We start from the raw sequence: 25,531 nt of genomic DNA on the forward strand, positions 1-25,531 counted from the left end.
CGCCGCCCTCGGCGTCCTGTTCATCGTCGCCGGCATCATCGCGCTGGCCAACCTCGCCGAGAGCACCCTGCTGCTTGCCGTGTTCGTGGCCGTGTTCGTCGGTATCACGTGGATCATCGAAGGTGTCGTCTCGCTCACCACGCTGGGTGCGACCGGGCGGGGCTGGACGATCTTCTTCGCGATCGTGAGCATCCTCGCCGGCATCATGCTGCTCATCACGCCCGTGTTCGCGGCCGCGTTCCTGTGGCTGTTCGTCGCGTGGTCGCTCGTCATTCTGGGGATCATCCAGGTGGTCCGCGCCTTCACCTGGGGCAAGGTCAGCTGACTTCGGATGCAGAACGGCGGAGGGCCCCGGGAGATGATCCCGGGGCCCTCCGCCGTTCCCGCGGGGCTACTCCGCGATGAAGGAATCGGTGTCGCCGACGAGACGGGTGTTGTCCGCCGGAATGGGGTCGACGGCCGCCTGCGCGACCTCCGCGGCGAACTCCGAGACGTTGTAGAGACGACCGGCGGATTCGCGGCGCTGGGTGATGGCGCCCGGGTTCGCCCGCTCGAGCAGGGTCGCGGTGATCGTGCCCTCGATCATGTCACCGGAGACGACGACGAACTCGATGCCGAGTTCGGTGAGCGCCGGGATCCGCTCGCGCAGCGCGTCTTCGCCGGCGCGCTTGGAGAGCGCCACCGGCTCATACTCCGGCATCGTCGGGGTGGTACGGATGAAGTGCGCCTGATGGCTGGTGACGAAGACGACCCGGGATCCCTCGTGCAGCAGCGGCAGCGCCGTCTCGAGCACCCGCACCTGCGCGTCGCGGTTGAGCTGCAGCGCGTAGTCCTCCGCCATGCCGCTCTCCATACCGCCGGAGGCGTTCAGCACCAGGACATCGAGACCGCCGAACTCGTCGCGCACCGCGTCGAACATGGCAGACACGGATGCAGGGTCGGTCAGGTCGGCGCCCACCACGAGCACCCGCACGCCGAGCTCGCGCAGTTCGGTCGCAAGCTTCTCTGCACGCGGCGCTTTGTTGCGGTAGTTGATGACGACATCCGCGCCCGCCTGGGCGAGATACCGCGCGGTGTCGGCCCCGATCCCCCGGGACGATCCGGTGACGAGCGCGGTCTTTCCGGTGAGGGCGCCGGGGGTCAGAGGGGTCGAGATGTCGGACACAAGAGCTCCTGGTCGTGCAAGGCGGTCACGGCGTTCGCGACCCCCCTGACCCTACCAATGCGTGTCGCACCACCGTGTTAGGTTCGCGCGGTGACGCATGCGTACCTGCCTCCCACCAACACGATCCGCATCCTCGCCCACCGGGGCCTCGTCGGACCCGAGCAGGAGGCCGCGGGCGTCGCGGAGAACTCGTTCGCCGCCCTGGCGGCCGCGCACGCCGCGGGCGCCGCCTACATCGAGTCGGACTGTCATCTCACGCGCGACGGACACGTCGTGCTCTTCCACGACGAGGACCTCGGCCGAGTGACCGGCGATCCGCGTCCGCTTCGCGAGGTCGACCTTCCGGAGCTCGAGGAGATCATGTCGAATCGAGGCGGTCTCGCGACCCTCGCCCAGGCGCTGGCGGCGTTCCCGGACACCCGATTCAACATCGACGTGAAGGCGGAGGATGCGGCGGTACCCGCCGGCCGCATCGTCGCCCCGGCCGCCGAACGGGTGCTCCTCACGAGCTTCTCCGACCGTCGCCGTCGTGCGGCGCTCGCGGCCGCCGGCTCGGCACGCCCCGACCTGCTCCCCGCGACCTCCCCCGGGAGCGGCACCATCGTGCACCTGCTCGCGGCCGCGGTCTCCACGCGCGCGGTCGCCCGGGTCCTCCGCGGCATCGACGCCGTGCAGATCCCCGAGCGACACGGCGCGCTTCGCGTCCTCACCCCACGGCTGCTGGATCGCGTGCATGCTGCCGGCGTCGAGGTACACGTCTGGACGGTGAACGATCCGGCGACCATGGAGCGTCTGGCGGACCTCGGCGTCGACGGCCTCGTGACGGACCGCGCCGATGTCGCCATACGCGTTTTCGGCGCCCCAGACTGAACATCGTCTGTGAGTTGTCGACCGATCCCGCTGCTTCGGATGATCCGCCCAGGTGGTCACGTTATACCGGAGATACGCGACGAGAGGACCACACAATGGCAGACCGCAGTCTCCGCGGCATTCGACTCGGCGCCCAGAGCTTACAGAGCGAAGAGGGCGTCGTTCTTCATGAACGCACACAGCGGACCTACGTGTGCACGGTATGTGCACACGACAGCACCCTGACGTTCGCCGCCGACGCCGAGGCGCCGGACACCTGGGAGTGCCGCGCATGCGGCGCCGAGGCCGTTCTGCGCGTCGGTGACACGACGGTGACCGTCGACCACAGCGACGACAAGGCGCCCCGTACTCACTGGGACATGCTGCTCGAGCGTCGCTCGATCCCCGAGCTCGAAGAGCTTCTGGAGGAACGCCTGGCCTTCATCCGCGATCGTCACGGTGCCAGCACGCCGGCTTCCAAGAAGTCCGCGTAATCACACTTCTGCGGCGCCGGATCCTTCGGGAACCGGCGCCGTTGTCGTGCCCGCGCGGGTGCGTCGCGTCCGGACCTTCCCCAGCAGGCCGACGGCCAGCAGCACGGCGAGCGATCCCCAGCCGAAGACGGCGTGCAGCACGGGGCCGAGCGCCACAGACGGCGTGAGTCCGGTACGGAGCGGGACATCGGTGAGCATGGCGCCGGCGACATTCTCCGGCAGACCGTCGATCACCGAGCCGTCGGGCGCGATCACCTGGCTGGTGCCGACGGTCGAGAGGTTCACGACGGCGCGGCCGGTCTCGATCGCCCGCATCCGGGCGAAGGCGAGCTGCTGCAGGTTCTCGTCGGTCCCGCGGAAGTCGGCGTTGTTCGTCTGGAAGACGAACACCTCGGCGCCCCCGCTCGCCCCGTCCCAGATGACGTCGTCGTAGATCACGTCGAAGCAGATCGCGAGCCCCACCCGGGTGCCCGCCGTCTCGATCACCGGCGGCAGCGTGCCCGGTGTGTAATCGAGCTGCAGCAGCCCGATGAGTTCCGGCGCGAGCGGCTCGTACAACCAGCGATCCGGAACGTATTCACCGAACGGCACCGGATGCCGCTTGTCGTACGCGGCGGCGGCCCCCTCCCCCGGCTCCCACAGCAGCGAGGTGTTGAAGTACTCGGTGCCGCGCGCGGTCGCGGCGTTCATCAGGAGCGGGGCACCGATTTGCTCCACGAGACGGTTGAGCCGAGCGGCAGTGACCGGGGTACTGGTGGGGTCGGAGTCGACTCCGCCCTCTGGCCAGACCAGCAGGTCGATGTCCTCGCCGATGAGCGGCTCGGTGGCGGCGCGCTGCGACTCGAACACCGCATCCCGGGTGCGCTCGTCGAAGTACCCGGCCGGGCCGTTCCCCTGCACGGCTCCGATCCGGATGCTGCCGGCATCCGTGGTCGGAAAGGCGGGCGTCACCACGAGCAACACGACCGCGGCGGCCGTCGGCAGGTACGACAACGGCCGGCGGAGAGAGCGCTGGCGGACCACTTCGATCGCCGCCGCGCAGACGAACACGATGAGAAACGACAGGCCCGACATGCCGATCCACGACGCCACCGGTGCCAGCGGACTCGATGCCTGCGTGACGCCGATCCGCCCCCACGGGAACCCCCCGTACGGCCACGAGCCGAGGAACTGCTCCCGCATCGTCCACAGGCCCGCGACCAGCGCGGGAAGCGCCACGAGCCGCCACCAGCGCCCCGGTACGAGCCGCGGAAGCCACCGGTACGCCCAGGTGATCGTGAGAGCGGCGACCCCGGTGAGGAGGGCTTCGAAAACGGACAGGGCGATCCACGGCACCGGACCGAGGTAGCGGGCGGTGAAGGCGACGTTCACGCTGAAGAACGCGGCGCCGAAGGCGAAGCCGACGAGCAGGGCTCCCCCGGCGCGCCGGCCGATCAGCGGCAGCAGCGCAAGCGGTACCGCGACGAACACAATGGGCCACCAGGCCAGCGCGGGGAACGCGGTCGACAGCACGATGCCCGCCACCACGGAGACGGGCACGGCCGCCCACAGGGGAAGCAGCGGCACGTCACGGGTAGCGACGGCGGTGCGGGGCGCGGCGCGGTCTTCGGTGCGGTGTTCGGGCACGATGTCGAGCCTACGGGGCGGAGGTCACACCGAGCTGTAGGCGACGATCCCTCGCCGCACCGCATCCAGCGCGGAACGCGCGGTCGTCCCGACCGAGCCTTCCGCGACGAGAGACAACTGATCCAGCAGGTCGATGGTCTGCTTGGTCCAGCGGACGAAATCGCCCGCGGCCATGTCCGCCTCGATAAGCACCCGGTCAAGGACCGCGCCCCGTGCCCACTGGTACATCGCCGGCGACAGACCGAGCGCGGGCGGTTCGGAACCGGGCAGGTGGTGCTCCTGCTCCAGATCGTCCAGGCGTGCCCAGAGCGCCTCGGTCTCGGCCATCGCGGTGCGGAAGGCGCCGCGGGGTAGTCCCCGCTCGCCGGTCCCGCCATCGTCTCGTCGGGGCTCGTACACGAGCGCGCACACCAGCGCCGCCAGTGACGGGGCGTCCAGCCCCTCCCAGATGCCGGTGCGGAGCGACTCCGCGACGAGGAGGTCCCGTTCGCCGTAGATCCGCCGCATGGTGCGGCCGTCCGCGGTCAGTGCGACCCCGTGCTCGGTGGTCACGACGTAGCCGAGCTCGGTGAGAACGTCGACGACGCGGTCGAACACGCGCGCGACGGTCCCGGTGCGCGTCTCGATCTGCCGACGCATCTTGTCGACCTGGCGCTTCAGCTTCCAGTAGCGCTCGGCCCACCGGGCATGCGATTCCCGGTCGGGGCACTGATGGCAGGGATGCCGCTGCATGCGGCGGCGAAGCGACTGCAGCTGACGCTGGCGGCTGTCGCGCGTGGCACGGGACGCGGTCACGTCGCGCCGATTGACGCGCTCCAGGTCGGTCAGCTCGCGGCGGATGCCGGAGTACTCGGTGAAGTCGCCGCGGTCGCACGCCATCGCCTCGGCGTAGCCGGCGAGGGAGGTCTCCCCCTCCCGCACCTCGCGCGCGAGCCCGACAACGGACCGGTCCGCCTGGAACTGCGCGAAAGACGACTCCAGTACCTCCCGCGCACGGGCACGACCGAACTGGTCGATGAGGTTGACCGCCATGTTGTACGTCGGCCGGAAGCTCGAATTCAGCGGGTAGGTGCGCCGCGAGGCCAGCGCCGCGACGGCCTGAGGATCCACCGACGGGGTCCACTGGATGACGGAATGCCCCTCGACGTCGATCCCCCGCCGTCCGGCCCGGCCGGTGAGCTGGGTGTACTCGCCGGAGGTGATCGCGACGCGGGCCTCACCGTTGAACTTCTCCAGCTGCTCCAGTACGACGGTGCGGGCGGGCATGTTGATGCCGAGCGCCAGCGTCTCGGTCGCGAACACGACCTTCACGAGCTTGCGTTGGAACAGCTCCTCGACGATCTCCTTGAACGCCGGCAGCATCCCCGCGTGGTGGGCGGCGATCCCTCGTTCGAGGTCCTCCCGCCACTCCCAGAACCCCAGAGCGGCGAGGTCCTCCTCCGGCAGCGAGTGGGTGCGGTCTGCGATGACGGCACGGATCTCCGCGCGCTCCTCGGTGGAGGTCAGGCGAACCCGCGCGCGTCGCGTCTGCGCCACCGCACCGTCACAGCCCGCCCGGGAGAAGATGAAGAAGATGGCGGGCAGCAGGTTGGCGCGCCCGAGGAGCTCGACCACCTGTGGTCGGTCGACGCGGTCCGCCCCGCGTCCGAAACCGGAGCCACCGGACCGCGGGCCGCCGCGGCGCGCGTTCGGCCCGCCATGACGATCGCCCGGGCGACGCCCGCCGTCGTACCCGCCGGAGCCGCCGGATCGCAACCGCAGCAACTCTCGATTGACCTGCGCGACACCTGCGCCGACACGATCGTCGAACAGCGGCAGCAGGTCGCCGCGGACGAGCATGTGCTGCTCGAGCGGCACCGGGCGGATCTCCGACACCACCACATCCGTGTCGCCGCGGACGGTGTCGAGCCAGTCCCCGAACTCCTCCGCGTTCGACACGGTCGCCGACAGCGCCACGACCCGCACCCGTCGGGGGAGGTGGATGATGACTTCCTCCCACACCGCGCCACGGAACCGGTCGGCGAGGTAGTGCACCTCGTCCATGACCACGAACTGGAGGTCGCGCAACGCCGGCGAGTCGGCGTACAGCATGTTGCGGAGCACCTCGGTGGTCATCACGAGGATGCGGGCCGAGCCGTTGATGTTCGTATCGCCGGTGAGAAGTCCCACCTCGTCGGCGCCGTAGACATCGACGAGTTCGCGGAACTTCTGGTTCGACAGCGCCTTCATCGGCGTGGTGTAGAACGCCTTTGCCCGCGGCTCGAGCATGGCGAGGTGGATCGCGAACTCGCCCACGATCGTCTTGCCCGCCCCGGTGGGTGCGGCGACGAGCACACTGTGCCCGTCCTCGAGGGCAGCGCACCCCTCACGCTGAAACGGGTCGAGTTCGAAGCGCTGGGATGCGGCGAACGCCCGGGTCAGCGGATGCTGCTTGTCCTGCTCGGCACGGGCGTAACGCTCCGCCGGGCTCGGCTCGGTCATGCCGGCGTTCCGGGCAAGAGGTCCCGCTCCCGTTTGGCCTTGCGGCGATCGAACAGCAGCGACAGCGTCGCTGCGGCGAAATAGAGCACGACGAGGATCCCGGCGAGCAGCAGCATCGAAGTGACGTCGGCGGCCGGCGTGGCCACCGCGGCGAAGATGACGATGACGAGGATCGCCACCCGCCACGCCTTGAAGATGCCGACACCGCTGATCACTCCGGCGAGGTTCAGGCCGACGAGGAACACCGGGGAGACGAACGAGATGCCCACGACGAGCAGGAGCTTGAAGACGAAGTCGTAGTACGTGTCGTACTTGTAGAACTGCGCGACGCCCTCGCCGCCCGGGACGAAGGTCGCCATGAGAGTGATCATGTGCGGCATGATCAGCCAGCCCACGTACAGTCCGGCGCAGAAGAGCGGAATCGCGGAGGCGATGAAGCCTACGGTGTAGCGGACTTCCTTGCGGGTGAGGCCGGGCATGATGAACGCCCAGATCTCCCACAGCCATACCGGGGCCGAGACCAGCAGGCCGATCGCGAACGCGATCCGGATGCGGAGGTCGAAGCCGCTCGAGACGGTGTCGAAGTTCAGGCGGGCATAGGTGTCGCCGTTCGCCGTGGCGATCTGCGAGATGGGCTCGGTGAGCAGCTCGATGACCGGTCCGGTGATAATGAACGCGACGATCATCCCGACGATCAGCGCGGCAGCGGCGATGGCGAGACGCTTACGCAACTCCAACAGGTGCTGGGCCAGCGTCATACGCCGGTCACGGCGCGGGGATTCCGGCTCCTCGACGTGCGGCGGGCCTGCTGTGGCCACCGCGGTCAGGAGGGAGTGTCGGAGGACGACGTGTGCGGCGTGGCCTTCACCGGTGCCTGGGGTGCCACTGCATCCGTGGTGGTGCCCGTGGTCGTCGTGGTGGTGTCGTCGTCCTTCATGGCCTTCATCTCACCCTTGAAGACACGGGCCGACTGACCGACGCTCTTCGCCAGAGCGGGAAGCTTCGCGGCACCGAAGAGCAGGATGATCACCGCGAGGATGATCAGCAGGTGCGGCCACCCGAATGCGCCCATGATTGCTCCCTTGAGTCGAGGATTCGCCCAGTCTAACCCCCGTTCACTTCTGGAGTCCTGAAGGCTCGCTCAGTCCAGCCCGTACTGGTCGAGACCGGCCTGCGCCCAGGCGTCCACCGCGGACCGGACGGCGGCAGGCGAGAGCACCTCGACGTCGCCGCCGTAGCGGGTCGCGAGCCGGCGGAGACTGCGGTCGTCGGCCAGGCGCATCGTCGCCGTGCACAGTCCATGCGCCTCGGTCGTTTCGGCCGCGGAGATGTAATCGCCCAGCAGCGGTGCGAGCGCGGCGGGGAACCGGATGCGGGCGACGATCTCGCCCCGATCCGCGTCGAACAGAGCGGGGGTCTCGGCGTCTCCGTGCTCGATCGCGATGTCGGTCAGGACGAGGTCGGACACCCGGTCGAGATGGAAGGTGCGCATGGCCTCGCGGAGGTGGCACCAGCCCTGCAGGTACCACTGTCCGTCGGCGATGTGCACCTTCACCGGGTCGACAGTGCGGGTGGTGGGTTCGCCCTCGGGCACACGGTACGTGAAGGCGACGGCCACGCCCTGACGGAGGGCCTCGCCGACGCGCTCGCGGGCGTCATCGACCGGCGCGGGCGCGACGATGACCTCTGCGGGCGTCGCCGAGGCGCCGCGCGCGAGCTTGGCCAAGAGCCCGGCGAGCACCGGAGACCCTGCCATCCCGGGGAGGGAGCCTGCCAGCTGCAGTCCCGCCAGGAGGGCGGCGGCCTCGCGAGCGGTGAGGCGTGGTGCACGTTCGAGCCCCACCGTGTGGGTGAGCGAGATGCGGTCCTGCTCGTCCAGCAGATCCCAATCGATGTCGAACAGGTCGTGCGGCATCTGCCAGAAGCCGCCGTCTCCGGGGCGGCCGATGACCGTGAGCGTCTGCACCATGCGGCGCATCTGCGCCGGGGTCATGTCGAAGTCGGCGGCGGCGTCGGCGACGGACACCTCGCCGCGCTCGATCAGGTAGGGCACGAGCTGCAGCATGAGCGCGGCCCGGTCGGTGGCGAGGAGCTTCCGTTCGCCGCTCATGTGCGCGCTCCGTTCACACGTCGAGCGCCGCGCAGCCGCTCGATAACCAGATCGCGCAGCTGGGCCGGCGCGACGACGCGCACTTCCGGTCCGTAGGACGCGAGCTCGTCGGCGAGGACGTGGACGTCCACGTACGGCACTCGCAGTCCCTGCTCGGCCACGCGCGCCCGCCGGCGCAGCCGCAACGCCGCCTCGGTGCCGGGGTGGACCTCGACGTGCGCCTCGTGGGCGGCCGCGACTGCGGCGAGTCCTGCCAACGCCCGGTCGCCCGCACCCTCCCGCAGTGCCGGATCGAAGGTCTCCCGCGTGGTCTCGACCGGTCCGGTGATGCGCGAGAGCAGGAAGGTGCGCTCCGCATCCGCATCCAGGTCGTGCCCGAGGACGTGCCAGCGGGCCTCGTAGTCGACGAGGGCGAGCGGACGCACGCGCCGCAGCCGGGCAGCACCCTCCCCCGGCTTCAGGTAACGGAAGGCGACGACCTTGGCCTGTTCGATGGCCCGCTGCAGCGGCGCGAAGGCCGCATCACGGATGTTCAGGCGCGGGGCGTAGCCGATGATCTGCTCGTCGACGGTGTCACCCAGAGCGCGAATCTTCCGGAGTCCGCTGCGGGCGTCGTCGGACATCGAGCTCGACCCCCATACGCCGCCCGCGAGGTTCAGCAGCGCGATCTCGGCGGGGGTGAAGGAGATGTCGGCGGGCAACGCGTACTCGCTCGTCGGGACGCGGTAGCGGGCCTCCCGCAGATCCTCGGGGTCGGCGTGGTCGCCGATCGTGTCGATCGGCACGCCCAGCTGCCGCAGGCTGTCCTTGTCACGCTCGAACATCTTCTCCAGCGCGTCTTTCGACGCGCCGGACTCGACCTGTTCTCGGTACCCCGAGACGGACGACAGGATGGCGTCCTTCGTCAGACCCTGCTGCGTGGCCATGAGGGCCACGACGAGGTTGACGAGTCGCTCCTCGGGGGCGGGGTGAGTCGGCACCCGGCCATCCTAGGCCGGGGCGGCCGGGGCTCAGCCCGCCTGGCCGTCGATTCCGAGGATGTCGATGACGAACACCTGCGTGTCGGCGTCCGCACCCTCCGCGGGCGGGAGCACGACGAGCAGTTGCGAGCCGACGGACTGCCCGATGAGGGCGGTGGTGAGCGGATCCGTCTGCGCGGACAGGTCGTATTGGTACGGTTCCGTGCCCCAGGATGTGCCGCCGACCTCACGGGTCTGCCACGACACGGTGGTGTAGTTGATCCGGATGGTGTCGTCGGCTGTGGTGACCGCCCCGTCACCCTTCTTCAGCACCTGTACGACGGCCTCCGTCGGCGGTGCGGTTTCCGGCACGATGACGCCCGGCTGGCCGTCGGGCGCGCGGACCACGGCCGGCAGGCCCCAGCCGGAGTTGAACTGGTCGGACCCGTCCGCCGCGGACAGGTACACCTTGCGCAGGTCGATGACGAAGACCGCCGAGGCGCCGTCGGTGACGCCGAGCGCGGCACCGGCATCGCCGAGTTCATCGGCATCGAGCCCGACGACGATGCGCGAGCCTTCGGTCGCGCACTGCAGCGCGTCTTCGAGAGCGGGCAGCGCACTGGTCCAGCTGTCTACCGTGGTCACGCTGCTGAGGTCGTCGTACCCCTGCTGGATGAGCAGATCGCCGGTGTCGCCGTCGACGATGCTGATGCCCATGACGATGTCCTGCCAGTCCGAGACGATCGCGGTGCCGTCGCCGGTCTCGAGATCGGACACCTCAGCACCGGAGACGTGGAACGGGGTGGGTACCGAGATCTCGGGCTTCTCACCGACCGGGCCGGACACGCTCACGAGCGACGCCAGGTGGTCACTCGTGACCTCCCGGTCGCAGGTCGGGGACGACGTGGACGAGCAACCGGTCAGCGTGACGGCCACAAGGCCTGCGGCGGTCAGGACAGCGGGCAGTTTTCGCACCGGAACAGTCTAGGCCGTCGGCACCTCACCGCCGGAACGCGCACGCTTGGCCCCCTCGGCGGCCTTCTGGGCCTCGCGGGCGCGCTTGCGCAGGTTCTTGTCGGTGATCTCCCGGTCGCCCACGGCGCCGGGAGTCCATGCCTCGAGGTCGACGTCGGTGCCGCTCGCTTTCGAGGCGCGTCGCTTCCGCTCCGGCGGGACCGCGCCCGGCGCGAGCCGGCGGGCGGTGAGGAGGAACCCGGTGTGCGCGACCATGCGGTGGTCGGGGCGCACCGCGAGACCTTCGACGTGCCAGCCGCGGACGAGGGTCTCACTCGCCTCAGGGTCGGTGAAGGCTTCGGTGCCGCGGATGTACTCCGCGACCCGGCTCAGTTGCGTGGCCGTGGCGACGTAACAGATCACGACGCCGCCGGGCGTGAGGGCGTCGGCAGCGGCATCGATGCACTCCCAGGGCGCGAGCATGTCGAGCACGATGCGGTCGACGGATGCGGGGGCGACAGCCTGCGGCAGCTCCTCCGCCAGGTCACCGAGGAGGAGGTCCCAGTTCGCGGGGACCTCGCCGAGGAAGGTCTCCACGTTCGCCGTGGCCACCTCGGCGAACTCCGCGCGGCGCTCGAACGAGACGAGACGCCCCTGCGGGCCGATCGCCCGGAGTAGGTGCAGCGCCAGGGCACCGGAGCCGACGCCGGCTTCGACGACGACCGCGCCGGGGAAGATGTCGGCCTGCGTGACGATCTGCGCCGCATCCTTCGGATACACGATCGCCGCGCCCCGGGGCATCGACATGACGAAGTCGCGCAGCAGCGGCCGGAGCGCCAGGTACTCGTGCCCGGCACTGTTGGCGACCACGGAACCGTCGGGGCGACCGATGAGCTCGTCGTGTCGCAGCACGCCGTGGTGGGTGTGCAGCTCGCCGCCTTCGCGCAGCGTGGTGGTGTGCATGCGCGCCTTGGGATCGGTCAGCTGCACCCGCTCGCCGGCCCGGAACGGGCCGCGCGGGGGCGTCACCGCTCCGGCGGCTGCGGAGGTCTCGGGGGTCGGCGACGTCATGAGGCGTCCTCTCTGGCACGCAGGGCGTGCGATGCGTGCAACTGGGCGATGTCCTGCGCGGTCCGCCCCTCCAGGCTCGGCCACAGCGTGTGTGCGCCGGTGCCGGTGAGGGAGACCATGAGGGGGACGCCGAGGGTGACGGTGCCGGCGCTGACGGCCGAGCGCACGCCGTTCGGCGAGTCCTCGATGGCGACGGTGTCGGCCGGGTCGACGCCGAACGTCGCGCAGGCCTGCAGATAGGGGTCAGGGTAGGGCTTGGGGCGGGTGGCGTCGTCGCCGGCGACGATGAGATCGAATCCTTCGAAGCCGATCAGGTCGACGACGGTCTGCGCCATACGGCGCATCGACATGGTGACGAGCGCGGTGCGCACCCCGGCCGCGCGGAGGTCGGCCAGCAGTTCTCGCGCGCCGGGGCGGAACGGCAGACCCTGCTCGCGCAGCTGCGTCATGACCCGCTCGGTGAGCAGGTCGACGATCTCGTGGGTGGCAAGCCGCACCCCGGCGCCCTGCAGGATGCGGGCGGAGTCCTCCAGACCGAGTCCCACGAGCCCCAGGGCCTGCTCGTGGGTCCAGGTGCCGCCGAAACTCTCGACGAGGGGGGTCTCGGCCGCCATCCAGTACGGCTCGGTGTCGACCAGCGTCCCGTCCATGTCCCAGAGCACGGCGGCGGGAAGCGGAGAAGTCATCCGTCCATCGTACGCAGGGCCCGCGTCGCGCCCGCCCCGCGTGGACGGCCTATCCTGGAAAGGAACCCCGTCGGGCTAAGGGAGGGATCGCGTGGACGGACTCGGTCGCCGCATTCTCGTCGCCGCCTTCGATGGCTGGAACGACGCCGGTGAAGCCGCCTCTGCTGCGCTCGCCGTGATGAAAGCGGAGGGCGAGTACGAGCCGGTGTTCTCCGTCGACCCGGAGCTGTACTTCGACTATCAATACACCCGACCGCAGGTGTCGATCGACGCCCAGGGGCGACGGACGCTGAGCTGGCCGGAAACGACGATCCTTCGCCCGTCCCGCACCACCCGCGCCCCGCAGGTGTGGCTGCTCACCGGGGTGGAGCCCGCCCGCGCGTGGCAGGCCTACGCGGCCGAGATCATCGATGTCGCCCTGCGTGAGGACATCACCGGTTTCGTCGGCCTCGGCTCGATGATGTCCGACGTCCCCCACACCCGGCCGATCTCCGTCTTCGGCGGCAGCGACAACGAGGCGCTGCGCAGCGCGCTCGACCTGGAACGCTCCACCTACGAGGGGCCCGTCGGCATCCTGTCGGTGCTCGCCCAGACGGCGGAGGAAGCGGGTATCCCCACCGCCACACTGTGGGCGAGTGTGCCGCACTACGTCGCCGGTCACACCCCGTCGCCCAAGGCGACGCTCGCGCTCCTCGACCGGCTCGAAGACCTCACCGGTGCCCGCATCCCCCGCGCCGATCTCGCCGGCGAAGCGGCGGTGTGGGAGGCGTCGATCGACGCGGCTGCGGCGGACGACGAGGAGATGACGGAGTACATCCGCAGCCTCGAGCAGACCCGCGACACGTGGGACTCCCCCGAGGCGTCCGGCGACGCGATCGCCCGCGAGTTCGAGCAGTACCTGCGTCGTCGTGGGGACGGACCGGGCAAGCCCGACCGCGGCGACCCGCGCCGCTGACCGGGCCGCGAATCGCCTACGCCGCGATGACCCCGGTCGCCAGGAGCACCAGGATCAGTGCACCCAGGGCGACCCGGTAGATCACGAACGGCAGGAAGCTGTGCTTGGAGATCCAGGCCATGAAGAACTTGATCACGACGATCGCGACGACAAAGGCGACCACGGTCGCCGCCGCCGTCTCACCGAGTGAGTAGACGCCCGGCTCGTCCCAGCTCTTCAACAGCTGGTACAAGCCGCTGCCGAAAACGGCGGGGATCGCCAGCAGGAACGCGTAGCGTGCGGCCGCGGCCCGCTCGTAGCCCATGAAGAGCCCGGCGGTGATGGTGCCGCCGGAGCGCGAGACCCCGGGGATGAGGGCGAACGCCTGCGCGACGCCGTAGATGGCGCCGTCGCCGATGGTGAGGTCGGAGAGCTTCCGGCGCTTGGCCCCCACCGCATCCGCGATGCCGAGCAGCACACCGAAGAAGATCAGCATCCCGGCGACGAGCCACAGTGAGCGGAAGACGGTTTCGATCTGGTCCTGCAGGAACAGGCCGAGCACCACGATCGGGACGGAACCGACGATGATCAGCCAACCCATCTTGGCGTCAGGGTCGTTCCGCGGGATACGGCCGAACAGGGCGCGGAACCAGTGACCGATGATGCGCGTGATGTCGCGCCAGAAGAAGATCACCACGGCCGCCTCCGTGCCGATCTGCGTGATGGCGGTGAAGGCGGCGCCCGGGTCCTGGGCGTTCGGCAGGAACGCCCCGACGATGCGCAGGTGGGCGCTGGAGGACACGGGGAGGAACTCGGTCAGGCCCTGGATCAGGCCGAGGAAGATCGCCTCGAGGAAGTGCATGCGCGCCTTTCGGTGTCAGGAGGTGCGAAGGAGATCGGTGAGAACACGCTGGCCGAAGACGAGCGCGTCGATCGGTACCCGCTCGTCCACGCCGTGGAACATTCCGGTGAAATCGAGTCCGGCCGGCAGCCGCAGCGGGGCGAAGCCGTACCCGGTGATGCCGAGCCGGGAGAGCGCCTTGTTATCGGTGCCGGCACCCATGAGATACGGGATGACGGGGACACCCGGGTCGTGCCGGCCGAGCGAGGCGACCATGGCGTCGACGAGGTCGCCGGAGAACCGGGTTTCGAGGCCCACGTCCCGGACGACCGTCTCGATCTCGATGTCGGGGCCGACGATGCGGCGGATATCGGCGAGGGCTTCGTCCTCCGTGCCGGGCAGGACGCGCACATCGATGAGGGCTTCCGCGCGGTCCGGGATGACGTTGTGCTTGTACCCGGCGGTCAGCGCCGTCGGGTTCGTCGTGGTGCGCAGGGTCGCCTTCAGGAAGGCGGATGCGGGCCCGACGCTGGAGGCGACCGCATCCGGGTCCTGGCGGTCGGTGCCGGAGAGTTCCGCGAGGGTGTCGAGGAACTGCGTGGTGGTGTCGGTGAGCCGCACCGGCCACTCGGTGCGGCCGAGCGCGGTGACGGCCTCGGCGAGGCGGGTGACGGCGTTGTCGGGGTGGAAACGACTGCCGTGGCCGGCAGCGCCGCGCGCAACAAGACGCAGCCACAGCAGCGCCTTCTCCCCCACCTGCAGCAGGTACGCGCGCCGGTCGCCGACGTCGACGGAGAACCCGCCGACCTCGCTGATGGCCTCGGTCGCACCGGCGAACCATTCCGGCTTGTCACGGACGACGAGCGCGGAACCCTCGACGCCGCCGTTCTCCTCGTCTGCGAAGAAGGTAACGATGACGTCGCGCTGGGGCTGCTCCCCTGCCCGCAGGATGTCCGCCACCGAGGTGAGGATCATGGCGTCCATGTCCTTCATGTCGACGGCACCGCGGCCCCACAGCATCCCGTCGCGGATGACACCGGCGAACGGGTCCTCGGTCCAGTCGTCCGCGATCGCGGGGACGACGTCGAGGTGGCCGTGGAGGACGAGCGCCGGCCTGTCGCGGTCACGGCCGGGGATGCGGGCGGTGACGTTCGTGCGGCGTGGGATGGGCTCGTAGTACTCCGGGGTAAGCCCCAGGCCTTCGAGGTAGGCGCCGACGTATTCGGCGGCTTCGCGCTCGCCGTTCGCCCGGCCGCCGCCGTAGTTGCTGGTATCGAAACGGATGAGGTCCCGAGCGATGCGGGCGACCTCGGGCAGGTCGGTTCCCTCGGAGGTGCCGGGTCCGGTCATGCGATTCAGGCTACCGGCTGACGGCGTCGGTCCTGCGCGGCCGGGAGCGGCCGCGTTGTGCGGGTGGGAGGGGTCGTGTTGGGGGGGCGGGAGGGGCCGCCTTGTGCGGGCGGGAGCGGTTACTTTGACACGCGCGGGGCGGCCGCGTTTTCGGTCGCCGCCGACACATGCTAGGCTCGTTCCTCGGCTGCTGGGCCCGGAAATATCCGGTTCTGGCGACGGAAACACCCAATGCGCGGGTGGCGGAATAGGTAGACGCGCTAGCTTGAGGTGCTAGTGCCCGTATAGGGCGTGGGGGTTCAAGTCCCCCCTCGCGCACAGATGAGAAAGGCCCCCTTCACCGGGGGCCTTTCTCGTTTCCCGGTTCTTCTCGGCACCGCGGTGTGTTCGTGTTCAGGTGGCATCGCGCGGGGCTGGTTCACGTGGCACCTCGGGCGGGATGGGAGCGGGCGAACCCGCCCCAACTGCCACCCGAACGAGGACGCGTGACAGCGCTCAGCGCTTCGGGTGGCACTTCGGGCGGGATCACGGCCGGGAATGCCACCGCACGCGCCACATGAGGTGCGGCCCGCACGGGCAGCGGGATCAGCATCCTGGGGCGGAAGGGGCTTCGAGGCAGGTGCGATCGACGAGCGCGGTGCGCGCCTCGACGATGCGCAACGGATAGCCGCCGGCGGTCAGCGTGAGCGTCCCCGGCACCTGTCGCCAGCCGCCGCCGAAGTTCACCTGTGCCGTGTATTCCGTCGCAACCGTGACCGTGTACTCGCCGCGCGCCGAGTAGGTGTGGCTCGTGGGGGTAGGCGTGAACTGCGCCTGACCCAAGGATGCCCAGGTCGCGCCGGGCGTGGTCCTGCGAGCCGAAGTGCCGTCGCCGTGGCGGAACGTGAAAGCCGTTGGAGTGAAGCGGACGGTGACCGCGTAACCGAACAGCTCCCCCGTGACCGTGTGCGTGGATGCGGCGACGACGAGGTTCGTCGGCATCCCGGCGATTCCGATGCCAGCAGGCTCCGAGGATGCCCACGGCGCAGCTGGCCGGAACGACGCGAGATCCTCCATCGTCGGATCCGGAATCGTCGCCGTTTCGTAGTTGCCGCGGCACAGATCCTCCGCCGACGGTACGCACGGCGCAGCCGCGGCGTCGGTTCCCGTCTCAGCGCCGTTGCCAGCACCGGCCTCGCCGCCACCGCCACCGCCACCAGAGCCTTCGCCGTCGCGGGTTGCCCCGACCTCGACCTCGGTGCCGGTGTTCTCCAAATGACATACACCGGTCCAGTGACTGTTGCTGAAGCACTCCTCATTCGTTTCACCAGAAGCGGAGCCGCCGACAATGAACACCAGGACAAGCACTGTTGCTAACACCGGTGATCACCACTCGATAGATCCGAGATGAGCCACCCTGTCTTCGATCGCGAATCGGCCGTCGTAGTCACAATTACCGACTGCAACTGTGGGCGGTTCGGGTCAACCATGGACTCGCCTACCGCATTAGTGACGGTGACCTCACTGACATCTGAACAAGCGCGAAGGGTGGCGGCACCGTCCTCAATATTCGAAAGCTCTCGATCAGGCGAGATCGAAGCCACAGTGCTCGCGCCGGCAACGGTCCAGCCCTCGGCGTGCATCCCCGAAAGCGACTTCTTCTCACCGTCTAACGCCGCACCCGTGGTCCACGCGTACACGTCCTCAAACGTCGCGGGGTCGCTGAGGTCGACGTGGTTCAGCGCATCCACGTACGCGCGATAGGTCTCCTCGGCGGCGGCGAAGGCCGCATCCTCGTCGGCGAAACCGGTCGGCGTGGGCGTCGGGGTCGGGGCAGGCGGGGTGCATGCACTCAGGCCGAGACTCAGCAGCACGACGGCGACCAGCGCGCCGACGTACCCTCTGCCCCGAACCATGCGGCCACGGTAATCACGGGCCGCATCCCGCCGCGGCGGTTATCCACAACCTGCGTCAGCCGGCCGAGACTCCGAAGACGAGGCCGAGCACGTAGGTGATGGCGGCGGCACCGAACCCGATCGCGAGCTGACGGAAGGCTCGGCGAAGCGGCGGACCGCCGGAGAGCAGCCCCACCATCGCACCGGTGCACAGCAGCGCGACGCCCACGAGGACGAGCGCCACTACGAGCGCGGTGAGCCCGGAGAGGCCGAAGATCCAGGGCAGCACCGGGATGACCGCGCCGGTGGCGAAGAACATGAAGCTCGATCCCGCGGCGGCAAACGCTCCACCGACCAGCTCGTGGCTCGCGGCGGCTTCGACCTGCGGCCGCCGGTACGGGATGCTGCGGTCGGCGTCCTGTGCTTGTTGCACGACGCGACGGGCGCGGGCGTTCGCCTCCGCCTCGGACATGCCACGGGTGCGGTAGACGAGTGCGACCTCGTTCGCATCCAGGTCAAGGTCGGGCAGGATCTCGTCGGCGTAGTTGCTCGGCTCCGTCGCCTCGAGCAGCTCCCGCTGCGACCGCACCGACACGAACTCCCCCGCACCCATCGACAGTGCCCCGGCGAGGAGCCCGGCGATGCCGCTGAACAGCACGAACTGCGGTCCCACACCGGTCGCGCCGATGCCCATCACGAGCGCCAGGTTCGAGACGAGTCCATCATTCGCGCCGAAGACGGCGGCGCGGAAGGTCCCCGACAGGCGACGGCGTCCCCGGGCGGCGAGGCCGCGGACGACCTCGTGGTGGATCTTCTCGTCCGCGCGCATCGCGGGGGTCGCGAACGGGTCACCGTCGTACGGCGACCGGCCCTCGGCGTTCTGTGCGAGCGCGAGCACGAAGATCGACCCGAACCGTTTCGCCATCCACCCGAGCAGCCGGGTGCCGGTGGAGGCACGGGGAACGGATGCGGGTTCCCCGCCGAGCAGGTCGAGCCAATGCCGCTCGTGCCGGCCCTCCGCCTCGGCGAGGGCGAGCAGGATCTCGCGCTCCTCCCCCTCACGCCGGGCCGCCAGCTGCCGATAGACGCGGGCCTCGGCCCGCTCGTCGACGAGATAGCGCGCCCACCGGCGGCGGTCGTGCGCCGTGGGCGCAGGCCGGATGCTGTCGTTCACGCCTCGACGGTAGCCCGATCCGGCGCGACGCGCGGTTCGGTGCACCGAACTCGGCTTACGCGCGGATGCGACGCCGGAGGACCTCGATCCGTGCCTGCAGCTGCGCGACGGTCGCGTGCGAGACCGCGGGCCCGCCGCACTGCCGGCGTAGTTCGGCGTGCACGAGCCCGTGCGGCTCACCGCTCTGTCGCGCATACAGGCCGACCATGCTGTTCAGCAGCTGTCGCTGCTCTTTCAAGGTGCGATGCAGGGGCGCCGGAAGCGCGGCTTCGTCCACCGGCGCGTCGCCCTGCTCCTTCTCGCGCGCCTCGCGCACCCCACGGTGCCGGCCCTGCCGCGCCTGCCGCTGCATGAGCAGTTCGTGGACAGACTCGGGTTCCAGCAGGCCCGGGATGCCGAGGAACTCCTCCTCCTCCGGCGTGCCCGGGGTGGCGAGCTGACCGAACTCCTGGCCGTCGAAGAGCACCCGGTCGAAGTGCGCGGCCGACCCGAGCGCCTGGTACGAGAACTCCTCGGTCAGCGCGTCGGAGGCCTTGTCCTCCCGCTCGGCCGCGTTCATCGCGTCCTCTTCGGCGTCCCACATGTCCTCGGCGTCGCTCTCGCGGTCGAGTGCGTGGTCGCGCTGACGTTCCAGCTCGTTGGCGAGGGCGAGCAGCTGCGGCACGTTCGGCAGGAAGATCGTCGCCGTCTCGCCGCGTCGGCGTGCCCGCACGAAGCGGCCGACCGCCTGTGCGAAGAACAGCGGCGTCGACGCGCTCGTGGCGTACACACCGACGGCAAGGCGAGGCACGTCCACGCCCTCCGACACCATGCGCACCGCCACCATCCAGCGGTCGTCGGCGGTCGCGAACGTCTCGATGCGCGACGACGCCTCCGCCTCGTCGGAGAGGACGACGGTCGGCGCCTGCCCGGTGATCTGGTGCAGGATCGCGGCGTAGGCGCGTGCGGCGGTCTGATCCGTCGCGATCACGAGGCCGCCCGCATCCGGCACCGACTCGCGCACCTCGGTGAGGCGCCGGTCGGCGGAGCGGAGCACGGCCGGGATCCAATCGCCCTCCGGATCGAGTGCGGTTCGCCATGCCTGCGAGGTGATGTCTTTGGTGTTGTCCTGCCCGAGCTGGGCTTCCATCTCGTCGCCGGTCTTCGTGCGCCAGCGCATGTGGCCGGCGTAGACCATGAACAGCACCGGGCGGACGACGCCATCCTCGAGTGCGCGGCGGTAGCCATAGGCGTAGTCGGTGCGGGACACGCGGTAGCCCTTGGCGTCCGGGTGATATTCCACGAACGGAATGGGTGCGGTGTCGCTCCGGAACGGGGTTCCCGACAGCAGCAGCCTGCGGGTGGCGCGGGCGTACGCCTCGCGGAGAGCCTCGCCCCAGCTGAGCGCGTCGCCGCCGTGGTGCACCTCGTCGAGGATCACCAGCACCCGCGCGCTGAGGACGAGGTTCTGGTGCACGGCCGCCTTCACCGCGACCTGCGCATAGGTCACGGCGACGCCGTGATACTGGCGCGACGGGATGCTGTGGCGGTTACTGAAGTGCGGATCGAGCCGGATGCCGACACGCGCGGCCGCATCCGCCCACTGGGTCTTCAGGTGCTCGGTCGGGGCGACCACCACGATGCGGTCGACGACGCGGCGACGGAGCAGCTCACTCGCCAACCGCAGCGCGAACGTCGTCTTGCCTGCGCCGGGGGTCGCGGCCGCGAGGAAGTCTCGCGGACCCTTGCCCTCGCCATCCGGACCGTCGAGCGAGAAGTAGAGGTCCAGCGCCTCGGCCTGCCAGGCGCGGAGCCGCTGTGCGGTACCCCAGGGAGCACGCTGCGGGAAGGAGGGAGACAGATGCTCGGCGGCGAAACTACCGATGTGCTCGGGCACGTCGACGGGATCGACGGCGGCCTCGGAAGGACCGGCGACCACGAGCTGTTCCTCGTCCATGCCGCCACCTCCTGTCACTGCTTGCGCGCGATTTTCGCCCCCTGCGCGAGAGTCCACGATAAGCCACGTCACCGACATGCCGGTCTACGCTGGATCAGGAGGAGGCACCATGTCGCAGGACTCTGATGAGCTCACCCGCGCCCCGTACGCCGAGAATCCGGGGCCTCATCCGTGGCGTCGTTTCGTCGCGCTGGGCGACTCCTTCACCGAGGGGATCGGCGATCCGTCGCCCGACTCGCCCGGGGGCCACCGCGGCTGGGCCGACCGCGTCGCGGAGGTCCTCGCCGACACGGTGGAGGACTTCGCCTACGCGAACCTCGCGGTGCGCGGAAAGCTCATCGCGCAGATCGTCGCGGAGCAGGTGGAGCCCGCTCTCGCCCTGAAGCCCGATCTCATCACCTTCTGCGCGGGCGGCAACGACGTGATCCGGCCCGGCACCGACCCGGATGACATCGCCGCCCAGTTCGAGGACGCCGTCATCCGGCTCAGCTCTGCCGGCGCGACCATCGTCATCTTCACCGGCATCGACGTCGCGTTCACCCCGGTGTTCCGTCCGTTCCGCGGCAAGATCGCGATCTACAACGAGAACCTCCGCGCCATCGCGGAGCGGTACGACTGCATCGTGGCTGACCAGTGGGCGCTGAAAGAAGTACAGGACGCCCGCTTCTTCGCCGACGACCGCCTGCACATGAACCCGCTCGGTCACCACGAGGTGGCGCGCATGGTGCTGCGTGCGCTCAACGTGCCGAACGACCTCACCCCCATGCAACCCGAGCCGATTCCCCGGCTCAGCTGGCGGGCGGCACGCACCAACGACCTGGTGTGGGCGCGCACGCACCTCATGCCATGGGTGCTGCGACGGCTCCGGCACGAATCATCCGGCGATGAGGTGCAGGCCAAGCGTCCGGAACCGTTGCCGTTCCGCCACGCCGACGCCGCGGATCAGCGGGACGGCGGGTAGCGCAGCGCCCAGAGGGCCACGGATGCGGCCGCTGCCACGTTCAGCGAGTCCACTCCCCCCGCCATCGGGATGGTGACCACCGTGTCCGCGGCGGCGAGGGCATCACGGCTGAGGCCGTCTCCCTCGGCGCCGAGCGCGATCGCCACGCGGTCCGGTCGCGCGGCCGCGAACGCATCCAGCGGGACGGCGTCATCGGTAAGCGCGAGCGCCGCGAGATGGAATCCGGCGTCCCGGAGCAGCGGCCCGGCGTCGCGCCATGCGGGAAGCCGCGTCCACGGCACCTGGAACACGGTTCCCATGCTCACCCGGACGCTGCGCCGGTACAGCGGGTCTGCGCAGCGCTCCCCCACGAGCACGGCGTCGGCGCCGAGGCCCGCGGCGGCGCGGAAGATCGCCCCCACGTTGGTGTGATCGACGAGGTCCTCCAGGACCACCACCGTCGATGCCTCGGCGAGCACCTCGCCGAGGGCGGGAAGCGCGGGCCGGTGCATGGCCGCCAGCGCGCCCCGGTGCACCGCGTACCCGGTGACCTGCTCCGCGACGGCGGCCTCGACGAGATAGACCGGCGCGTCGCCCGCGAGCTCTTCGGCATCCGGCAACCACTTGTCCTGTACCAGCAGCGAGCGGGGACGGTGCCCCGCGGACACCGCGCGCCGGATGACCTTCGCCGACTCCGCGATGTACAGCCCGCCGGCCGGTTCGCTCACGCGACGGAGCGCCACATCCGTCAGGTCCCGGTAGTCCGCCAGTCGCGGGTCGCCCGCATCCTCGATCCGTTCGATCCGCATCCCTCCACTCAACCACGTCCCCTCGCCGTTGCCCGGTAGCCCGAAACATGCGCGTAAACCACCGGGCGTACTCTCGGATGCAGGAGGTCCCGTGCCCGCTGTGACCCAGCTCGATCCGACGACGACAGCGCTCGTCGGCCGCGCCGTGGACGCCCTCGCCGGGCGCACCGTCGCGGTGCTGACCGGTGCCGGCGTGTCGACCGACTCCGGCATCCCCGACTACCGCGGCAAGGGCGCGCCCGAGCGGACGCCCATGACGGTGCAGCAGTTCCTCTCGAGCGAGCTGGCGCGCCGCCGGTACTGGGTCGGCAGCCACCTCGGCTGGCGTCAGTTCGCCGCCGCGGCACCCAATGACGGCCATCAGGCCCTCGCGGACCTCGAACGGAGCGAGTGCACCAGCGGCGTCATCACTCAGAACGTGGACGGGCTGCACCTGCGTGCGGGCAGCCGCCGTGTGATCGAACTGCATGGGACCATGCGTCGCGTGGCGTGCCTGCAGTGCGGTCAGGTCTTCGACCGGCGCGACCTCGCGGCGCGCGTCGAGGCCGAGAACCCGTGGCTGCGCGTCGACCACGATCTGCCCCTCGGCCCCGACGGCGATGTCGCGCCCGACGCGGTCGGCGAGATGACCGTGCCCGATTGCACCGTCTGCGGCGGGGTTCTGAAACCCGATGTGGTGTTCTTCGGGGAGTACATCCCGGCGGAGAAGTTCCGCGAAGCCGAGCAGATCCTCCGGGCCAGCGACGCCCTCCTGGTAGCGGGTTCCTCGCTCGTGGTGAACTCCGGCATCCGGCTGGTCGAACGCGCCCGCCGTCGTAAACTGCCCGTCGTCATCGTGAATCGCGGCGAGACACGGGCCGATGCGCGCGCTACGGTGAAGATCGACGCGGGGACCAGCGAAGTGCTCCGCGCCTTCGCCGAAATGCTGCCCGCGGCGCGCTGACAGCCGCCGTAGCCCTTCGACCCGGAAGTACCCGTGACCCGTCTGCTCCTCATCCGCCACGGTGAAACCGACTGGAATCGCGATCAGCGCGTCCAGGGCAACACCGACATCCCGCTCAACGACACCGGACGCCGGCAGGCGAAGGATGCGGCGGCCACCGTCGCCGGCCTTCTCGGGACCGATCCGGCCGTGATCGCCGCCAGCGACCTCAGCCGAGCACGGGAGACCGCGGAGATCATCGCGGCCGACCTCGGGCTCGCGGAGCCGTGGACGACGCCGCTGCTGCGCGAGCGCTCGTACGGCGAGGCCGAGGGGCTGGACCTCGACGAGTTCCGTCGCCGCTACGGCCGGTACGGGCACGCGGAGCCGGAGGGCGCCGAGACCCGCGACGAGCTGCGTGCCCGCGCTCTCCAGGGCATCCGGGAGGCGGTCGCCGAGACGCGGCGTCGCACCGGACCGGGCAGCAACCCCCTCATCGCGGTCGCCCACGGTGGCCTCATCCGCGAGATCATCTCGCATGCCAGCGGCGGGACGTTCCCGGCCCAGGGTGACCGCATCCCGAACGCGTCCGTGCACGAGTTGCTCGTCGAGCGTGACCGCCTCCGTCTCGTATCCCACGCCGCCGCATGACCCCCGACGAGACCGAGCGCCGCGCCAGTCGCCGCGACTTCCTTCGTGTCGGCGGACTGACCCTGGGCGGCCTCGCCCTGGGCGGCGGCGCGGTCGCGGCCGTCGCCAGTGCCACCGGCACGCCGAACCCCGAGAAGACCTCCGTCCCCGGTTTCGCACACGTCGTCGTGTTCATGGGCGAGAACCGCTCCTTCGACAACATCCTGGGCCACCTGTACACCCCCGACACGCTGCCCGCCGGAACGACCTTCGACGGAGTCCCGTTCGGCTCCTACAGCAACACCGCCCCCGACGGCACGGTCATCCCCGCGCACATCTACAGCGGCGCCACCGACGCGATCATGTGTTCGCCCGACCCTGACCCGGGCGAGACGTTCCCGCACGTGAACACCCAGCTCTTCGAGACCATCGATCCCGCCGAGAACGAGCACGCCTGGAAACACGGGATCGCCGCCCCCTTCAACACCCCGGATGCGAAGGCGAAGGCCACCATGGGTGGGTTCGTGCACGACTATCTGGTCAACTATCGGATCACGAAGAAGGGCGCGGAGCCAACCCCGGACGAACTCGCGGTCATCATGGGCGGCTTCTCCCCCGCCATGCTGCCCGTCCTGTCCACGCTGGCCAAGGAGTTCGCCGTCTTCGACAACTGGCACGCGGCGGTTCCCAGTCAGACGTATTGCAACCGGTCGTTCTTCCACGCCTCGACCTCCCACGGGTTCGTCACCAACGGCGACGGCGGGCGGGCGAAGTGGCTGAACGTGTCGCCCTACCCGACGATCTTCACCCGGCTCGAGCACGCCGGTCTGTCCTGGAAGGTGTACTTCGACGAGATGCAGCTGGTGTCGCTCACCGGGCTCCTGCACGCGCCCGTGCTCGAGGAGTACTGGCGCACCGGGCACTTCGTGTACATGGACGAGTTCTATACCGATGCCAAGAACGGCACGCTCCCCGAGTACGCCTTCATCGAACCGCGGCTCGTCTACAACCACAACGACTTCCACCCGCCGGTCGGCCGCGTCCGCGAGAGCGACGTCGACGGGACGGAGGTCTTCGACTCCGCGATCTCCGACGTGCGCGCCGGCGAGGCCCTGGTCGCCTCCATCTACGACGCCGTGCGCACCGCCGACTCCGCGACCGGGTCGAACGCGACCAACACGCTGCTGCTCATCACCTTCGACGAGCACGGCGGAACGTACGATCACGTCGGCCCGCCCGGCGCGACTCCGCCGGAGAAGGACGCGGATGCGGGAGAGATGGGCTTCACCTTCGACCGGCTGGGCGTGCGGGTGCCGGCGATTGCGGTGTCGGCGTACACCAAGGCCGGAACCGTCATCAATGACGAGTTCCACCACGCCGCGGTGGTCGCGACCCTCTCGCGACTCCACGGCCTGGAGCCCCTCACCGATCGAGACCGCGACGCGCGAGACCTCTTCTCGGTGATAAACCTGGACACGCCACGCGACCCCGCGACCTGGCCGACCGTGCATCCGGCGTACGTGCCGCCGCTGCAAGACGAGGACGAGGTCGAAGACCTCAAGTCGTCGCCGCGGCCGCTGACCCCGCCGGCACGGGGCGCGCTCGGCCTGCTGCTGGCCTACACGGGCGACACCGACACGGCGGATGCGGAGACGTACGCGGACGCGTACGACATCCTCAAGAAGCACGGGAACGGTCTGTTCTATCCCAAGAACGATGACTGATC

The 25,531-nt window shown here is 69.9% G+C and carries 25 protein-coding genes and 1 tRNA gene; 9 read left to right on the plus strand and 17 right to left on the minus strand.

Annotated elements, in window-relative coordinates; translation table 11 throughout:
* The coding region (locus tag NT132_RS08190; RefSeq protein WP_297787278.1) for a DUF308 domain-containing protein at positions 1–325 on the plus strand (325 nt) is incomplete at its 5' end.
* A gap of 66 nt (positions 326–391) precedes the next feature.
* Here NT132_RS08190 and NT132_RS08195 read toward each other — a convergent pair.
* Complete coding sequence (locus NT132_RS08195; protein ID WP_297787350.1) at positions 392–1,156, minus strand: SDR family oxidoreductase; 765 nt, start codon at positions 1,154–1,156, stop codon at positions 392–394.
* 99 nt (positions 1,157–1,255) lie between these two features.
* On the opposite strand from NT132_RS08195, the gene NT132_RS08200 reads away from it, so the two are divergent.
* Both NT132_RS08200 and NT132_RS08205 read left to right on the plus strand, forming a co-directional pair.
* Positions 1,256–2,035, plus strand: coding sequence for a glycerophosphodiester phosphodiesterase family protein (locus NT132_RS08200; protein ID WP_297787281.1), 780 nt, complete (start codon positions 1,256–1,258; stop codon positions 2,033–2,035).
* Positions 2,036–2,130: 95 nt separating this feature from the next.
* Entirely contained in the window at positions 2,131–2,508 is a 378-nt protein-coding gene (locus NT132_RS08205) for an RNA polymerase-binding protein RbpA (protein WP_297787282.1), read from the plus strand.
* Here the strand turns inward: NT132_RS08205 and lnt are convergent, their stop codons facing one another.
* The 9 genes from lnt to NT132_RS08250 all read right to left on the minus strand — a co-directional run bounded on the left by lnt (position 2,509) and on the right by NT132_RS08250 (position 12,395).
* Positions 2,509–4,074 carry an apolipoprotein N-acyltransferase gene (gene lnt, locus NT132_RS08210; protein WP_297787352.1) on the minus strand — a complete coding sequence of 522 codons (1,566 nt, stop codon included), beginning with the start codon at positions 4,072–4,074 and terminating at the stop codon, positions 2,509–2,511.
* 84 nt (positions 4,075–4,158) lie between these two features.
* Positions 4,159–6,615 carry a DEAD/DEAH box helicase gene (locus NT132_RS08215; protein ID WP_297787284.1) on the minus strand — a complete coding sequence of 819 codons (2,457 nt, stop codon included), beginning with the start codon at positions 6,613–6,615 and terminating at the stop codon, positions 4,159–4,161.
* Positions 6,612–7,373, minus strand: coding sequence for a twin-arginine translocase subunit TatC (tatC, locus tag NT132_RS08220; protein ID WP_297787286.1), 762 nt, complete (start codon positions 7,371–7,373; stop codon positions 6,612–6,614). Before tatC ends, NT132_RS08215 begins: the two co-directional genes overlap by 4 nt.
* A gap of 65 nt (positions 7,374–7,438) precedes the next feature.
* Positions 7,439–7,687, minus strand: coding sequence for a Sec-independent protein translocase subunit TatA (tatA, locus tag NT132_RS08225; protein WP_297787288.1), 249 nt, complete (start codon positions 7,685–7,687; stop codon positions 7,439–7,441).
* Positions 7,688–7,756: 69 nt separating this feature from the next.
* The gene (locus NT132_RS08230) at positions 7,757–8,725 is read right to left on the minus strand and encodes a YafY family protein (protein WP_297787290.1); all 969 of its coding nucleotides are present in this window, start codon (positions 8,723–8,725) and stop codon (positions 7,757–7,759) included.
* Positions 8,722–9,651 (minus strand): WYL domain-containing protein, encoded by a 930-nt coding sequence (locus NT132_RS08235; protein ID WP_297787354.1) that lies wholly within the window; start codon positions 9,649–9,651, stop codon positions 8,722–8,724. Before NT132_RS08235 ends, NT132_RS08230 begins: the two co-directional genes overlap by 4 nt.
* 84 nt (positions 9,652–9,735) lie before the next feature.
* Positions 9,736–10,659 (minus strand): hypothetical protein, encoded by a 924-nt coding sequence (locus NT132_RS08240; protein ID WP_297787292.1) that lies wholly within the window; start codon positions 10,657–10,659, stop codon positions 9,736–9,738.
* Positions 10,660–10,668: 9 nt separating this feature from the next.
* On the minus strand, positions 10,669–11,709 hold the full coding sequence (locus tag NT132_RS08245) for a tRNA (adenine-N1)-methyltransferase (RefSeq protein WP_297787294.1): 1,041 nt from the start codon (positions 11,707–11,709) through the stop codon (positions 10,669–10,671).
* The gene (locus tag NT132_RS08250; protein WP_297787296.1) at positions 11,706–12,395 is read right to left on the minus strand and encodes an HAD family phosphatase; all 690 of its coding nucleotides are present in this window, start codon (positions 12,393–12,395) and stop codon (positions 11,706–11,708) included. The genes NT132_RS08245 and NT132_RS08250 overlap by 4 nt, the downstream gene beginning before the upstream one ends.
* Before the next feature lie 91 nt (positions 12,396–12,486).
* Between NT132_RS08250 and NT132_RS08255 the strand changes: the two genes are divergently transcribed.
* Complete coding sequence (locus NT132_RS08255; RefSeq protein ID WP_297787298.1) at positions 12,487–13,350, plus strand: PAC2 family protein; 864 nt, start codon at positions 12,487–12,489, stop codon at positions 13,348–13,350.
* 16 nt (positions 13,351–13,366) lie between these two features.
* Here the strand turns inward: NT132_RS08255 and NT132_RS08260 are convergent, their stop codons facing one another.
* Both NT132_RS08260 and NT132_RS08265 read right to left on the minus strand, forming a co-directional pair.
* Positions 13,367–14,191 carry an undecaprenyl-diphosphate phosphatase gene (locus NT132_RS08260; protein WP_297787300.1) on the minus strand — a complete coding sequence of 275 codons (825 nt, stop codon included), beginning with the start codon at positions 14,189–14,191 and terminating at the stop codon, positions 13,367–13,369.
* Positions 14,192–14,206: 15 nt separating this feature from the next.
* On the minus strand, positions 14,207–15,520 hold the full coding sequence (locus NT132_RS08265; protein WP_297787302.1) for a M20/M25/M40 family metallo-hydrolase: 1,314 nt from the start codon (positions 15,518–15,520) through the stop codon (positions 14,207–14,209).
* A gap of 233 nt (positions 15,521–15,753) precedes the next feature.
* On the opposite strand from NT132_RS08265, the gene NT132_RS08270 reads away from it, so the two are divergent.
* A tRNA-Leu gene (locus NT132_RS08270) sits at positions 15,754–15,838 on the plus strand.
* 267 nt (positions 15,839–16,105) lie between these two features.
* Here the strand turns inward: NT132_RS08270 and NT132_RS08275 are convergent.
* The 4 genes from NT132_RS08275 to NT132_RS08290 form a co-directional block, all read right to left on the minus strand.
* The gene (locus NT132_RS08275) at positions 16,106–16,774 is read right to left on the minus strand and encodes a hypothetical protein (RefSeq protein WP_297787304.1); all 669 of its coding nucleotides are present in this window, start codon (positions 16,772–16,774) and stop codon (positions 16,106–16,108) included.
* A 98-nt stretch (positions 16,775–16,872) separates the two neighbouring features.
* On the minus strand, positions 16,873–17,415 hold the full coding sequence (locus tag NT132_RS08280; protein ID WP_297787306.1) for a hypothetical protein: 543 nt from the start codon (positions 17,413–17,415) through the stop codon (positions 16,873–16,875).
* A gap of 55 nt (positions 17,416–17,470) precedes the next feature.
* Positions 17,471–18,568 carry a VIT1/CCC1 family protein gene (locus NT132_RS08285; RefSeq protein ID WP_297787308.1) on the minus strand — a complete coding sequence of 366 codons (1,098 nt, stop codon included), beginning with the start codon at positions 18,566–18,568 and terminating at the stop codon, positions 17,471–17,473.
* A gap of 55 nt (positions 18,569–18,623) precedes the next feature.
* Positions 18,624–20,504, minus strand: a complete 1,881-nt coding sequence (locus NT132_RS08290) for a DEAD/DEAH box helicase (protein WP_297787310.1) — start codon at positions 20,502–20,504, stop codon at positions 18,624–18,626.
* Between the two features lie 109 nt (positions 20,505–20,613).
* On the opposite strand from NT132_RS08290, the gene NT132_RS08295 reads away from it, so the two are divergent.
* Positions 20,614–21,465: an SGNH/GDSL hydrolase family protein gene (locus NT132_RS08295; RefSeq protein WP_297787312.1), complete on the plus strand. Its 852-nt coding sequence runs from the start codon at positions 20,614–20,616 to the stop codon at positions 21,463–21,465.
* Here the strand turns inward: NT132_RS08295 and NT132_RS08300 are convergent.
* The gene (locus NT132_RS08300) at positions 21,447–22,253 is read right to left on the minus strand and encodes an RNA methyltransferase (RefSeq protein WP_297787314.1); all 807 of its coding nucleotides are present in this window, start codon (positions 22,251–22,253) and stop codon (positions 21,447–21,449) included. The genes NT132_RS08295 and NT132_RS08300 overlap by 19 nt on opposite strands.
* Before the next feature lie 91 nt (positions 22,254–22,344).
* On the opposite strand from NT132_RS08300, the gene NT132_RS08305 reads away from it, so the two are divergent.
* Genes NT132_RS08305 through NT132_RS08315 form a run of 3 tightly spaced genes read left to right on the plus strand, consistent with a single transcriptional unit; the run spans position 22,345 to position 25,529 of the window.
* Positions 22,345–23,196, plus strand: a complete 852-nt coding sequence (locus NT132_RS08305) for a Sir2 family NAD-dependent protein deacetylase (protein WP_297787316.1) — start codon at positions 22,345–22,347, stop codon at positions 23,194–23,196.
* A gap of 33 nt (positions 23,197–23,229) precedes the next feature.
* Complete coding sequence (locus NT132_RS08310; protein ID WP_297787318.1) at positions 23,230–23,826, plus strand: histidine phosphatase family protein; 597 nt, start codon at positions 23,230–23,232, stop codon at positions 23,824–23,826.
* A complete protein-coding gene (locus tag NT132_RS08315; protein ID WP_297787320.1) occupies positions 23,823–25,529 on the plus strand; it encodes an alkaline phosphatase family protein in 1,707 nt (568 codons plus the stop codon). Before NT132_RS08310 ends, NT132_RS08315 begins: the two co-directional genes overlap by 4 nt.
* Positions 25,530–25,531 lie beyond the last annotated feature (2 nt).

This window comes from Microbacterium sp., assembly GCF_026393345.1.
Classification (GTDB): Bacteria; Actinomycetota; Actinomycetes; order Actinomycetales; family Microbacteriaceae; genus Microbacterium.